The organism is Candidatus Sulfotelmatobacter sp. (assembly GCA_035498555.1).
In the GTDB taxonomy this organism is placed as follows: Bacteria; Eisenbacteria; RBG-16-71-46; order RBG-16-71-46; family RBG-16-71-46; genus DATKAB01.
This window is the reverse complement of record DATKAB010000085.1, coordinates 34959-48521: the sequence shown is the minus strand read 5'-3', so window position 1 is coordinate 48521 and position 13563 is coordinate 34959. Positions and strand designations below refer to the sequence as shown.

The following is a 13563-nucleotide window of genomic DNA, read 5'->3' as shown; positions in this document are numbered from 1 at the left end:
CGACTCGCGAAGGAGAAGCGTCAGGCAGATCCTCGAGCAGCGCCTCTTCCCCACGCGCATCGAGCTACCGGAGCGATGGGCGCAGTACTACTGGAGAACCATTCGGACGCGAGCCTTCACCCGCAACCAGCGCCACACCCTCAAATACGCGGCGTAACTGGCTCGACAGGCGCTGCCATGGGGAATTGGAACCTCACTCAACTGCAATCTTCGGAGCAGGACCCAATCTCCGGAGCAGGACCCAAGCTGGGGCGAACTAGTGCCCAGCGGCGGGCTTCATCATGGAGCTCTCATGCGGCGGCAGCACCGGCAGAGTGCCCGTGAAGTTGTGCATGATGTGCGGCGAGTAGGTCGCGAAATCGAAGGTCGGACTGTTGGTCGACGTGTGGCACGTGCGGCACGTGGCCTCGGTCACCTTCTGCGGGACGGCGGCGAAAGCCTCGTGCTGCGAGCCCATCCCGTGGCAGTTCTCGCAGCCGACGTTCACCATCTTGGGCGTCGCGGCGCCCGATTCGAATCCGCCCGGCTTCTGGTATCCCACCACGTGGCAGGGCACGCAATCGGGAGTCGCGTCCTTCTTGGCGTCCACCAGCGTCTGCCAGGCGTGCGAATGCTTGGTGGTCTTCCACTGCTCTCCCTCGGCGACGTGGCAACGCTGGCACACTTCGCTGCCCACGTAACGATCGGGAGCGTCCTGGCTGGCGCTTGCGAGCTGCTTCGCGGCCTGCTCCTTCTGCGCCTTCGCCAGCCGCTCGTTGAACTTGTCCTCGAACTCCTTGACGATGGTCGCGATCTCGGGCTTCTCGCCCACCTCGGGACCGAGCACGAACACGTCGTTGTCGCCCGAGGTCACCTTCTTCGCCGAATTCAGCGTCAGGATCGTCCGCCCCATGTACTGGCCCTGCTCGCCGCCGTAGCACGCCACCGTGCTCTTGATCAGGCGACCCTTCTGCAGCATCGGAACGTTGCGGCCCACGATCACCACGTCGATGCCGTCAATCGCCGTGACCAGATCCTCGCTCTCGACCTTGCCGAGTTGCGAGAGCAACACCACCGCGGTCGCGCCCTTCTTGCGCAGCTCGGCCACCACGCGCTTGGCGGTCGCCTGCGGCTCGTCCACAGCCAGCGAATCACGCGAAAGACCGAGGTCCACCTTGTCGCTCATCAGACCGAAGAAGCCGACCTTCACGGTCCCGATCTGCTTGATGAGGTAGGGCTGGATCGCGGTGGTGCGCGTCTTCTTGTCGATCAGGTTGGCGCACACCATCGGCAGTTGGGTCCGCTTGATCTGCGCCTTGAGGAACGAAATCCCGAAGCGCAGGTCGCGGTCGGCGAGACCGACCGCGTCGGTGCCGAGCAGTTTCATCCCATCCATCAGGAACCAGGTGTAGTCGATGTGCAGCGAGTCGTCGGGGAAGAAACCACCGTCATCGACCAGTGCGACCTGGCCGTAGCTCGCTCGGATGCTGTCTGCGAAACTCGCCCGCCGGGCGAGGCCCCCCTTGGGCGTGTGTCAGCCACACGGGCTGGCCTTCCCCTTCACGTCCACCGTGGAGAGGATGATCAGCTTGTCGGGCTCGAGAATGTGGGTCTTCGACGGGGCTGCGGCGCCCGCCACCAGGATCCAGGCGATGACGGCGAGCGCGGAGCCCGCCAGCAGGCGGAGGAACATCGACTTCATGGAGTCTCCGAGGAGTCGAACCAGGCGCGGGACAACGGGAAATTACGGACGGCCGGAAGTGTACGAACCGACCGCTTGGATCGTCAAGAATTGCCGCGCGATCGCGGCCCGCGAGGGCAGAGGTCTTACAGAACGATGACGTTATCGGCCGCCTCGAGCCGGGCGCCTACTCCTCCTCGCGGCGGTACCTCCCAAGACGATCCCCGGCCGGGACTCGCCGGCCGGATGCACCGTGGACAACCCGCACCTCGAAGCCGTAGCGGTCGAGGCCGAAATGGCGTTCGATCCGGTTCACCAGTCCCGCCACGGTCGCGTCGGCCCGGATCGTCCGGCCGCGCCGCCCCGACCCGTGGGCGCGAGCCTGCCCGGCGGCATAGCCCTCCTCGAAGGCGCGGCGCACCAGTCGCTCGAGTCCGCGCCACTGGGACCGCTTCACGCGTCTCAGGGTCTGCGTCAGGTTCATGCCTCATTCCCTCCATCCGCTCGAGCACACCGCGGCGAGGATACTCCCTTCGCCCGGGCCCCGCGCGTTCGCGCGCGAAGCGGAGTGGCGCTACCCTCGATCGCTCAGCGAATCGCACCGCCCGGAGGACCATGAGCCCTTTTGAGACCCTGACCGAATCGGAATGGGAGCGAGTCGAGCAGGTCTGGCGCCTGATCGAAAAGGGCGAGCTGGACTCCGCGCGACGGGATCTGACCGGGCTCCAGCACGAGCGGGGACGTCACCCCGACCTGGGCATCGTCGATGCGGCGCTCCACCTCGAGGCCGGCGAGCCACAGGACGCGCTCGAAGCGCTGCACGGCGCCGAGCGCTCCGCGGACCCTGCCCAGTTCTTCCATCTCCGCGCTCTCGCGCACTTCGAGCTGGTCCAGCTCGAATCGGCCCGCGACGACGCCGAGCGCGCGATCACCGTGAACCCCGCGCTCGCCGAGGCCCACGAGCTGCTGAGTCGCGTCTACGAACACCTTGGCGACGAGACGCAGTCCGCCGTGCACGCCACCACCGCTCAGGATCTCGACGCCGAGTCCTTTCCCGGGGCGCTCGAGGTCTCCGACGAGGATTTCGACGAGCTGGTCGAGCAGGCGCTCGGCGAGCTCCCCGAGCGAGTGCGCAACGAGCTGCACGAGGTGCGCGTGCTGGTTCAGCCGCTGCCCGAACGCCACGTGCTCACCGGCGGCACTCCGCCGCTGCCGCCGGACATCCTCGGCCTGTTCGTGGGCCGGCATCTCATGGAGCGCAGCCACTCCGACCTGCCCGACGAGCCGCCGGCGATCTATCTCTTCCGCCGCAATCTGCTTCGCTCGTGCGCCGACCGCGACGAGCTGGCGCGCGAGATTCGCATCACGCTGCAGCACGAGGTCGGCCATCTGCTGGGGCTCGACGAGGACGAGCTCGAAGAGTGGGGCCTGGCGTAGTCCGCTCGGGAGTGGCCGCGGATTCGCGATGCCCCGCTATTCCGCCGGCTCGGCACGCATCGTCCCGCGACCACAGTGCGCGCAGGGCACGCCGTAGCTGCGCAGGTCGGCGCGCCCGAGCAGCGGCGTGACCGCGGCGTGGGCGCGCGGCGGATCCCCCGCGAGGATCGCCGTCCGGGCCATTTCGACGCCCGCGCGGATCGGCTCGGCGCCGCGCGCCCCGAGCCACGGCTCCGACGCCAGCGACTCGACCCGTTGGCGTGCCAGCGGCGCGGCGATCGCGGCGGCCTCGGAGGCGAGTCCAAGCGCCGCGTAGCCGTGGAGCAGCAGCGCGCGATCCCAGAACGTGTCGTGCTCGAGCTCGGACTCGGCCGCGCGCAGCACGCGGGCGTCGGGACAGGTGGAGGCGTCGCGGCGCGCGCGCCACAGCGCTCGTTCGACGAGCAGCGACCAGAGCAGCCGCCCGACGGTGTGGTCGCTCCAGTATTCCGACGCCGGGCCGGCCTCGGCGCGCGCCGCGGCGATGGTTTCGGACAAGGGGAGCCCCGGCGTGATCGCCACCGATTCCGAGATCCGCAGGGCCGCTCGATTCCACCTCGCTTCGCGGCCCGTCCCGGCATGCGCGAGATCCTCGTGTGCCGCCTCGAAGTCCCCGCGGCGCGCGCGCAGCGTTCCGCGCATCAGCCGCGCGCGTGGATCCTCGCTCCGTTCCAGCCGTCGCGACCACGAGGCCTCGGCCTCGGCGAGCCGGCCGAGTCGCTCCTCCGCGATCGCGCGCGCTTCCCACGCGCGCGCTTCGGACCAGAGTTTCGGACCGGCATCGAGCAGGATCTCGAGCGCCCGCGACCACGCGCCGCTCCGGAGCGCCACGATCGCCTCGGAGAGTTCGGCGAGATCGGAAGGCCGGGCCTCCGGCGGCGTGAGGTCCGTGATCCAGCGTGGCCGCTCCGGCAGCAGCGCCGCGATCGGTGCCGGGTCTCCGCTCCACGCGGTCAGCACGGCGTCCAGATTCTGCAGCTCGTTCAGCGCCTCGATGAAGCGTGGCCGATCGATGCTCGGCTCCCCCCCGCAGTTCGGGCAGCGTGTCGCCTCGCCGGGAGCCAGCCGCCAGCCGAGCTGGCAGGCTTCGCACCAGGCGCCGGCGCCACCCGCGTCGCGGCCCAGCACGCCGCCGGCCTCGCAGGAATCGCAGTGGAGGGCCCAGCGTTCACTACTGGATTCCACCAATGCTCCCGGTCCGCGTGCCGCGCTCGACGTAGAGCTCGCGCAGATCCTTGACGCCGATACGCAGGTAGTACTCGGCCTCGCCGCCCTCGATGAAGGTGCGCGTGAAGCTCGCCGTCCAGCAATGCAGGTCGCGCGTCAGCCCGTAGCGCTGCGTGCCGATGTGGCCGGTCACGAGATCCACCTGAGTCGAGTACTCGAGCGCCCAGCCCGGGCTGAACTGGTAGTGCCCGACCAGATTCATGGTCTGCGCGGTGCTCCAGCTCGGCCCGCTGTAGCCGCCGGCGTAGGAGTAGGCCAGCTGTAGCGACCAGTCCTCATCGAAGCCTCCCATGTCCACCTGCGAGGTCTGCTCGGTGGGCAGCGCCTGGGTCGTGCCGGGCTTGCCGCGGCCCTTGTGGAACGTGTAGCCGGTGTAGAAGGAGAGATTGCGCAGCGGGCGGCCCTCATAGGGATCGACGGTGAAGCTGGTGGTCCCGCTCAGCGAGCCGGGCGGCTGGATCAGGAAGCTGCCCGCGATCGGCGTGAACGCGTGCAGCTGATGCTGCTCCTGCCACAGGAAGTTGTAGGACGAGCTCAGGTTCAGGGCGAGCAGATTGTCGAGCCGCGTCACCTCGCCATTCCGGTTGAGCTTCACCTGAAGGCGCTGGCTCAGACCGAGCGTCATGAACTCCTGCTTGGCCGACGAGATCGAGATGTCGCCAACCGGCGTAAATCGGCTGCGCACGATTCCGTTGGCGTCGGTGTACTGGAGGTTCGAGAACTCGGGCGCGTACGAGAAGCTCACGCTGGGAAAGATCACGTGGCGGAGCCCGGCGATGCTTCCCCAGTGGGGCCGGAACAGGCCGTAGTAGGTGGCGCTTCCCGTCACCGACGCGTTCCACACCGCCGCGGGAACCACGGTGTTGCCGATCTCGTCGAAGTCGAAGACGTCGAACTCGCCGGTGAAGCGCGGCGCGAGGTTGAGCCAGCCGAACGCGCGGCGCGAGTCGGTGAGCGAGAGCGAGGACCCGAAGGCGCGACGCTCGGACTTCTGCTGGTCGATCACCGAGATCGAGTCCGGCACGCCGTTGACGCTGAACGTGTCCTGCCCGGCCACGAAACCGGTGCGCGTGCGCACGTCGCTGAATTCGGCGCCCAAGCTCGCGTAGAGGGTGCTCAGGCGCTTCTCCCAGGGGGTGCCGTGAAGGAGGCCGAGCGAACCGAGCGTGCGGGTCGGCAGTGACAGCGTGACGTTGGGGAGGGAGCTCTGCAGATTCGGACTGGGCGAGTAGGTGCCGGTTGCCGCGCCGTGAAGCGGCCCGGCCCCGTCGGGATCGGTGATGCCGACGTCGGCGTCGAGGTCCTGGCGGCGATCCACCACCGCGTTGATGCTCGCCCACTGCGCGTTGTGCGAGAACGCCAGGCTCGAGGTGAGGAAGCGGTTCAGTCGCTGCCCCAGCGGCCGGCCGTAGAGATCGCTGGTGCTGTAATCGCGGCTGGAGATGAACGAGGCCTGGCCGGTGAGATGGGTGTCGGGCGAGAGCTCCTGGTAGTGCTGGGCGGTGATGTCGTAGTCGGTGGTGTTGAGGTGCTCGTTGCGCGCGTAGGTGCCGCGCACCGAGCCGTCCAGCACGTACAGCAGCTTGTAGATGCCCTCGCCCCGCAATACCCACGAGGGCTCGGCCTGGTAGTAGTCGCCGGCCACCGTGAAGTCGCAATAGTCATTGGTCGCCCAGTAGTAGCCGGCGTTGCGGATGAATTCCCCGGCGCGATTGTTGAACCCGAGCTCGAACTGCGGGAACAGGAAGCCGGAATGCCGGCCGGGCTTGATTGGGAACACCCAGAACGGGAGCGCCAGCAGCGGCACGTTCTTGACGTAGAACACCACCGGCTTGGCCACCAGCTTGTCCTTGAGATAGATCTTCATCCACCGCGCGCTGAAGTGATAGTGCGGCTCCTCGAGATTGCAGGTCGTGTACTCGCCATTCTCCACGTCCAGCTCGTTGTCCGACACCTTGCGAATCGCGTCGCCGTTGTAGAGGCCCTTCTCGTAGGTGGTGGTGGCCTGATAGATGGTTCCCACCCGGGAGTTGAGGTCGTAGGTCATCAGATGGCCGTCCACGGTGTCGCCGCGGTCGCGGAGCCGTGGCGACCCGTTGGCCAGCAGCGTCTGTGCCTCGACGTCGTATTCGACGCGCCGGGCGTTCAGCTCGAGATCGCGATAGGTGAGATGAGCGTCGTGGTCGAGCACAATGCGACTCTTCGGCACCTCGAACTCGATGCGACGCGCGTCGTAGCGAATCACTTCGTGCGCGACCATGGCGGTGTCGCTCTCGTTGACGGCGGGGTGGTATTCCCCCTGCGCCCGGCTGTCCACGCGGGCGTGATCGATCTTCTTGTCCTTGAAGAAGATGGTGATCGTGTCGCCCCAGGCCTGATTGTGTTCCGCGGTCTTGCCGGGCTTCGGCGTCGCCGAATAGGTGTTTCGCGCACCTCCCACCGCCACCAGGCTGTCGATCGTATTGCCGGTGACGTAGGCGTCCACGCGGTCGCCGGTGAGCTGCGACGTCTCGCCCTCGGAACCGACTCGAGCGCCACTGTAGTCCATGATCGCGTTCGGCCTGACGACGACCCGCTTCAGACGCCTCTGTTCGGACCACAGCTCGAGCGTGTCCCCGCTCACCCGGGTCTCGTTGTCCCAGGCGCGCGGATGCCCGGTGAGCCACCCGCGTTGAGCGACATCGTCGAAGCGCCCGAGATCGGCCCGCGCCTGCAGGGTGTCGCGCGACACTTTCACCGAATCGATGGCCTCGGCCAGGCGCGACTCGGTGTTGAGGCGCAGACGCAGCGCTTCGATGTCGGCGGCCTTGCCCTGCTCGTCCTTGAGGCGAAGCCTCGGCGAGCCGTGCGCGTCGGCCCATTTGGTCTTGCGGTCGTAGTCGACGCGGTCGGCGGTCAGCTCCAGCCGATTCTGATCGTCGAATCCGTGCACATTGCCGATGGCGTGGAGCATCAGCGAATCGCGCTGATAGATCGCGTGATCGCAGGTGATGCGTTGCTGCTTGTCGCGCCCCTCCACGCCGCCGGTGAGATCGGCGAGGCCGGTTCTGCGGTCGTAAGTGCCGCTGGGCGCTCGCAGCACCGCGTCGCGATCCATGAGCACGACGTTGCCGTTGACCTTCAGCAGATCGTTGTCTTCCGAGTAGGAGGCGTGGTCGCAGGTGACGGTGGTGGTGCTGTCCACCATTTTCACGCGGCCGTCGAGGTCGAGTATGCCGGCGGCACGAACATAGCGGCCGCGATCGGCAGTGAGCACGCTGCGGCCACGCGTGATGTGCAGGTTGCCGCGAAGCAGCACCTCGTCGCCCTGGTCGCCGTGGCTCCCGGTCATGTTGTCGGCGGTGAAGTGAAGGGGCGGTTCGACCCGCGCCGCGGTGTCGCGCGACGCGGCGACGCGGGCCGAGGTGTCGGGCACGGCGGCGCGCCGTGCGGTGGTGTCGGCCATCGCCGGCTTACGGCGGGTACTGTCGGGCCCGGCGGCGAGCGCGGTCGACGCCCACAGCACGAGCCAGGCGAGCGCCGCCAGGGATCGCGCCATGGCCGAGCGGGTGCGCCGCGTCACTGCCACTCTCCCGGTGCGCCACCCAGCGCCTCCATCGCCTCCCCCACCGCGAACAGCGAGCCGGTGAGCAGCGCCGGCGTCTCCGCTCCGCGGGGCACGAGTTCGAGCGCGCGGGCGCATGCCTCGCGCACCGAGGCTGCCACCCGCACCTGAAACCCGAGGCGGCGCGCCGACTCGGCCACGCGCTCGGGATCGGCGGCGCGCTCGCTGCGCGAGCAGGTCGCGAACAGGGCGGCGCCGGGCGCGAGGCGGACCAGCGGCTCGAGCATGCGATCGAGATCCTTGTCGCGCGAGACCGCGAGCACCAGCGCCGCGGGCGGTGAATCGAAGCGCCGGCGCCAGGCGCGCGCGAGCGCCTCGACGCCCTCCGGGTTGTGCGCACCATCCCACCACAGGCGCGACTCGCCGGGGCAGGCCTCGAAGCGGCCGGGCCAGCGCGCTTCCGCGAATCCGCGTTCGATCGCAAGCGGTGGGACATCGAGGCCCGCTCGCGACAGCGCGCGGAGCACCGTTGCGGCGGTCGCGGCGTTGCCGGGCTCGAGCTCGCCGACGAGCGATCGCTCGGGCGGGTCGGGCGCGGCGTCGATCACCGGCGCGCCGCTTCCGCGCGCGATCTCGCGGATCACCTCGCGCGCGGGAGCGGGAATCCCGCGCGCCAGCACCACCGGAACGCCTGGTTTCACGATGCCCGCCTTCTCCACGGCGATTTTCGCGAGCGTGTCGCCCAGGATCTCGGTGTGGTCGTAGCCGATCGAGGTGACGGCGCAGATCGCGGGGGCGAGCACGTTGGTGGTGTCGAGCCGCCCGCCCAGCCCGACTTCGATCACCGCCCACTCCACGTCGCGCTCGGCGAAATACTGGAAGCCGAGCGCGGTCGCCACCTCGAAGAAGGTGCGATCGCGCCCTTCGGGAAGCGACTCGATCCGTTGGAGAATGCGGAACAAGACCTCCTCATCCGCCCACCGGCCGCCGACGCGAATGCGCTCGCGGAAGTCCACCAGATGCGGAGAAGTGAAGAGCCCGGTCCGGATTCCGGCTTCGCGCAGCGCACGCTCGATCAGGGCGCAGGTCGACCCCTTGCCGTTGGTGCCCGCCACGTGAATCGAGCGAAATCGTCGCTCCGGATTCCCCAGCGCGCCGAGCAGGGCGCGGGTGCCGTCCAGTCCGAGCTTGTCGCGGCGGCGCTCGAGGCCGTAGAGCTGTTCGAGAGCGCTCTGGAGCGTGCGGGTCGCCACCGCGTCAGGTTTTCGACCCGGCCTTTGCCTGAGCCGGCGCGCCCGCGGTCGCGTGAGGCGAGAGCGCGCCCTCCGCGGCGAAGCCACCGGTGGAATCCCAGAAGTATCCCAGGATGCGACCCACTTCGTCGCGCATCTGCTTGCGGTGGACGATCAGATCCACGAAACCCTTTTCGAGCACGAATTGTGCGCGCTGGAAGCCCGGCGGCAGGTCCTCGCCGATGGTTTGACGGATGACGCGCGCGCCCGCGAAACCCACCAGCGCGTTCGGCTCGGCGACGATGACGTCGCCCAGCGAGGCGTAGGAAGCCAGCACGCCCGCCATGGACGGATCGGTGAGGATGGAGACGAAGGGCAGTCGCTCGGCCTCGAGCACCGCGAGCAGCGCCGAGGTCTTGGCCATCTGCATGAGCGAGAGGATTCCTTCCTGCATGCGCGCGCCGCCGGTCGCGGTCACCACCACCAGCGCCCGCCGCTCGGCGACCGAGCGCTCGATGGCGCGCGCCACCTTCTCGCCCACCACCGAGCCCATGCTGCCCCCCATGAAGAAGAAGTCCATGATCGCGAGCGAAACCGGCACGTTCCCGATGCTCGCGATTCCCGAGAGCACAGCATCCTTCAGGCCGGTCTCCCGCTGCGCGGCCTTCAGCCGGTCCGGATAGCGCATCTTGGCGTCACGGAACTCGAGCGGGTCCGCCGCCTCGAGATTCGCATCGCGCTCCGAGAACGATCCCGGATCGGCGAGGAACTCGAGATAGGTCCGGGCCGGCACGCGGAAATGATGATTGCAGTGCGGGCAGGTCCAGAGGTTCTCGGCGAGCACGCTTTGGAACAGCGCTTCGCCACACCCTTCGCACTTGGTCCAGAGTCCCTCGGGGACTTCGGAGCGCTTGGGCCGCTTGGCGGGGCGGATGCCGCTGCGTTCGCGTTTGAGCCAGGACATGAGCTTGGTTTCCGGCGCGTCAGGGAGTCAGGGGCATGGCGTCACGCGCGCGGGCGCTCCACAGCATGATGAGCGCGTCTTCTCCGCTGTCACGATAATACCCGCGCCTGAGGCCCGCCAAACGGAATCCCAACGAGCGGTACAGCGCCTGAGCCGCATCGTTGCTCACCCGGACCTCCAGAGACAGAGATTTCACGCCGGCCTGACGCGCTGAACTGAGCAAGTCCTCGACCAGAGCACGTGCCACTCCCGCACGCCGCTGCTCGGGGGCGACGGCCAGGTTGGCCAGGTGTCCCTCCTCGCTGCCCACCCAGGCCACCAGATAGCCGGCGAGGCGGGGAGGCCCGGAAGGCGCATCGGCCGACGGACGCTCGGCGATGCGCGCGTACGACAGGGGTTGCGAAAGCTCCTCGCGGAAGAACGACTCGGGCCACGGATCGCCGAATACTCGCCGTTCGAGCGCCGTGACCGCGCTCAGGTCCGCGGGCGTGAACTCGCGGATGCGAATCGGGATTCCGGCGAGCGCCCGCCGTCGCACCCGCTCCTCGGCCTGGGCGGGGCGCACGTACAGCGGCTCGAACGGCGCGCTGCGCGCGGGCAGGCCGGCCGCAGGACCCAGGCCCGCAGTCGCCGCGCGCGCCAGATCCTCGGCCGAAAGGCCATCGTGGCGCCAGGCCGGAAACGTGCTGCCCTCGAACGCGCCCTCGAGCCGCGCGCGCTCACGTCCCGCGCCCGGCCCGAGGAACTTCACCGCGAATCCCGGAACCAGGGCCATCACCTCATTCACCGCCCGGAACACCGCCTCCAGATCACCGACGCGCGGCGAGGCGAGCAGCCGGATCTGACCGCGCGTGTCGGCGCGGAAGAATCCCGCGTACAGATCGCGATGGCCGGCCGGCACCAGCGGCACCAGCAGCGCCCGGCGCGCACCCGAGGACAACGCCAGGCTCGCCAGCGACGAGGCGCCCAGCCGGGCGGCGCCCGACGGCAGAGCGAGTCCCGCGGCGGTCGCCAGCCCCACGCGCACGCCGGTGAACGAACCGGGGCCGAGATCCGAGGCGATCCACAGCAGGGACTCGGGCGAAATCTTCGCGCGGCCGAGCGCCTCGGCGACCAGCGCGGACAGGCGTCGCGTGTGGCCGTGTCCGACCTCCTCGCGCACCTGCGACGCGGCCTCGCCGGCCGCGTCCACCACCAGCACCTCGACGTGCTCGGTCGCGGACTCGATGGCGAGTCCCGGTCCGGGGCGCACCTTGAGCGTCACGGCAGCCTCCTCCACGCCTCGAGCAGCGCGTGGCCTCTCGGACCCTCGGCGCGCGCGGTGACGCGACGCTCGCGCTCGGAGATCAACTCGAACTCGAGCGTCAGTGCGTCGTCGCGGAGGCCGGCGGGCAATCGATCCCCCCACTCGACCGCCAGCGCGCCGCGCTCGAGCGCCTCCTCGAGCCCCAGTCCCGCCACGTCGCGCTCCTCCAGCCGATAGAGATCGGCGTGATAGAGCGGCACCCGGCCGTGGTATTCGTGGAGCAGCGTGAACGACGGGCTCCGCACGCGCGCCTTCACCCCGAGGCCGCGCGCGAGCCCGGCGACCAGGCGCGTCTTTCCCGCGCCGAGCGGCCCGAGCAGCAGCAGCCGGTCGCCGGGCTCGAGCGACTTCGCCAGCGCCTCGCCGAGGCGCTCGGTCTCCTCGACCGCGGCGCTCAGGCGCACGGCGACGTCTCCGGACGAATCGAGCACCGAGGGATTCCGCTCCCGCTCACCCGCGACGCGAGGTCAGCGTCATCAGCGGCAGCACCATCTCCTCGAGCGAGATGCCGCCGTGCTGGAACGAGCCGCGATACTGGCGCTCGTACTCGTGAAAGCGGGTCGGATAGACGAAATAGTAGTCCTCGCGCGCCAGCACGTAGTTCTTGTTGAGGCCGTCGTCCGGCAGCATGAAATCCAGCGGCCGGCGCACGATCACCGCCTGCTTGGGGTCGGTGTTGAGATTGATCCCGAACTTGTAGCGAAGATTGGTGGAGGTCTCGCGATTGCCGTGGACCAGCGCCGCGCGCCGGCCGAGCACCGAGCCGTGGTCGGTGGTGACGACCACGGCGCAGTCCTGATTGGCGAGAGCCTGGAAGATTTCATACAGCGGACTGTGAACGAACCAGGCCTTCATCACCGCGCGGAACGCGGCCTCGTCGGGGGCCAGCTCCTGCAGGATGTCGCTGTCGCTGCGCCCATGCGCGAGGATGTCGAGGAAGTTGAACACCATCGAGACCAGCGACAGCCCCGCAAACGAATTGATCTGGCGCCGGGTGTTCTGCGCTTCCTCCGCCTCGTAGACCTTGATGTACTTGGTGCCCTTCGCCGGGGTCACCTTGAGGCGTTCGAGCTGCAGATCCAGCAATTGCCGCTCGAACCGATTCTTGGTGCGCTCGTCGTTGCTCGACTCCTGCCACAGATCCGGATGGCGCTTGTGCAATTCGGCGGGCAGCAGACCGGAGAAGATGGCGTTGCGAGAATAGGGCGTCGCGGTGGGCAGGATCGAACAGTAGTACTCGCGCTTCACCTCGAACCAGTCCTCGAGCAGAGGCTCGAGCGTGAACCACTGATCGAGCCGCATGCAATCGATCACGATGAACATGACGCGCCGCCCGGACTGGAGGTGCGGGACCACCGCGTGCCGAACCACGTCGGTCGAAAGCATCGGTCGATTCGTCGCCTCCGGGGTCGCGTCGTGGACCCAGGCCGGGTAGTGATCCTCGATGAAGCGCCCGAAGTCGATGTTGAGGCTGCGGCGGAAGTCGCCGTGCGCCTGCTGCAGTCCGGCCTCGGGCGCCCCGTCCAGTCCCACGTCCCAGCGCGCCACGTCGACCGCCAGATCCACCCAGCCCGCCCAGTCGAGCCGGCGCCGGTCGAGCAGCTGCCAGTGCTGCATCTCGCCGACGTAGTCGCGTGCCCGCTGCGAGTCCTGGATCTTCTGGGTGTCGAAGACGCGCTTGCAGGCCAGGAACACCTGCGAGGGATTGACGGGCTTGATGAGGTAGTCGGTGATGTGCTTGCCGATCGCCTCCTCCATCAGGCGCTCTTCCTCGCTCTTGGTGATGAGGATGACCGGCAGACTCACGTCCCGCTCCTTGAGCCGGTCGAGGGTGGCGAGCCCGCCGAGCCCCGGCATCATCTCGTCGATCAGCACCACGTCGAATCGGGAGTGCCCGATCTCGGTCAGGGCGTCCTCGCCGTTACGCACGGGAGTGACCTCGAAGCCCTTTTGCTCCAGGAACTTGATGTGGGGCCGGAGCATGTCGATCTCGTCGTCGGCCCACAGGATGCGGCGGGGTGGTCGTTCGCTCATGCCGGCCAGAATAGTCGTTCGGTCAAGGGGTGACGAGCCGGGTTCCGGTGTCCGGCCCGTGCCGCCCACCCCGGGCCTGGAGCCTGAAACTCGGGGCGCCCAGCCGGCGTATAAGCGGCA

Annotated in this window: 11 protein-coding genes; 1 reads left to right on the top strand and 10 read right to left on the bottom strand. The window is 68.6% G+C overall.

The genetic code is table 11. The features are described from left to right. Positions 1-256 precede the first annotated feature (256 nt). The 3 genes from VMJ70_07975 to VMJ70_07965 all read right to left on the bottom strand — a co-directional run bounded on the left by VMJ70_07975 (position 257) and on the right by VMJ70_07965 (position 2144). A complete protein-coding gene (locus VMJ70_07975; GenBank protein HTO91054.1) occupies positions 257-1366 on the bottom strand; it encodes a multiheme c-type cytochrome in 1110 nt (369 codons plus the stop codon). A 147-nt stretch (positions 1367-1513) separates the two neighbouring features. After that, entirely contained in the window at positions 1514-1681 is a 168-nt protein-coding gene (locus VMJ70_07970; GenBank protein HTO91053.1) for a hypothetical protein, read from the bottom strand. Positions 1682-1847: 166 nt separating this feature from the next. After that, positions 1848-2144 carry a hypothetical protein gene (locus VMJ70_07965; GenBank protein HTO91052.1) on the bottom strand — a complete coding sequence of 99 codons (297 nt, stop codon included), beginning with the start codon at positions 2142-2144 and terminating at the stop codon, positions 1848-1850. A 131-nt stretch (positions 2145-2275) separates the two neighbouring features. Here VMJ70_07965 and VMJ70_07960 point away from each other — a divergent pair, with 131 nt between their 5' ends. After that, positions 2276-3097, top strand: a complete 822-nt coding sequence (locus VMJ70_07960) for a metallopeptidase family protein (protein HTO91051.1) — start codon at positions 2276-2278, stop codon at positions 3095-3097. A 36-nt stretch (positions 3098-3133) separates the two neighbouring features. On the opposite strand, the gene VMJ70_07955 is transcribed toward VMJ70_07960, so the two are convergent. From VMJ70_07955 to VMJ70_07925, 7 genes are read right to left on the bottom strand one after another with little or no spacing between them, the layout of a single operon-like run. Continuing rightward, entirely contained in the window at positions 3134-4321 is a 1188-nt protein-coding gene (locus VMJ70_07955; protein HTO91050.1) for a hypothetical protein, read from the bottom strand. Then, on the bottom strand, positions 4308-7925 hold the full coding sequence (locus tag VMJ70_07950) for a putative LPS assembly protein LptD (protein ID HTO91049.1): 3618 nt from the start codon (positions 7923-7925) through the stop codon (positions 4308-4310). Before VMJ70_07950 ends, VMJ70_07955 begins: the two co-directional genes overlap by 14 nt. Next, positions 7922-9160 (bottom strand): folylpolyglutamate synthase/dihydrofolate synthase family protein, encoded by a 1239-nt coding sequence (locus VMJ70_07945; protein HTO91048.1) that lies wholly within the window; start codon positions 9158-9160, stop codon positions 7922-7924. The genes VMJ70_07950 and VMJ70_07945 overlap by 4 nt, the downstream gene beginning before the upstream one ends. A 4-nt stretch (positions 9161-9164) precedes the next feature. Next, positions 9165-10103, bottom strand: coding sequence for an acetyl-CoA carboxylase, carboxyltransferase subunit beta (accD, locus tag VMJ70_07940; GenBank protein HTO91047.1), 939 nt, complete (start codon positions 10101-10103; stop codon positions 9165-9167). A 19-nt stretch (positions 10104-10122) separates the two neighbouring features. After that, positions 10123-11367, bottom strand: coding sequence for a ribosomal protein S18-alanine N-acetyltransferase (gene rimI, locus VMJ70_07935; GenBank protein ID HTO91046.1), 1245 nt, complete (start codon positions 11365-11367; stop codon positions 10123-10125). Next, complete coding sequence (gene tsaE / locus VMJ70_07930; GenBank protein ID HTO91045.1) at positions 11364-11840, bottom strand: tRNA (adenosine(37)-N6)-threonylcarbamoyltransferase complex ATPase subunit type 1 TsaE; 477 nt, start codon at positions 11838-11840, stop codon at positions 11364-11366. The genes rimI and tsaE overlap by 4 nt, the downstream gene beginning before the upstream one ends. A gap of 19 nt (positions 11841-11859) precedes the next feature. Beyond that, a complete protein-coding gene (locus VMJ70_07925; GenBank protein HTO91044.1) occupies positions 11860-13443 on the bottom strand; it encodes a bifunctional response regulator/alkaline phosphatase family protein in 1584 nt (527 codons plus the stop codon). Positions 13444-13563: the final 120 nt, after the last annotated feature.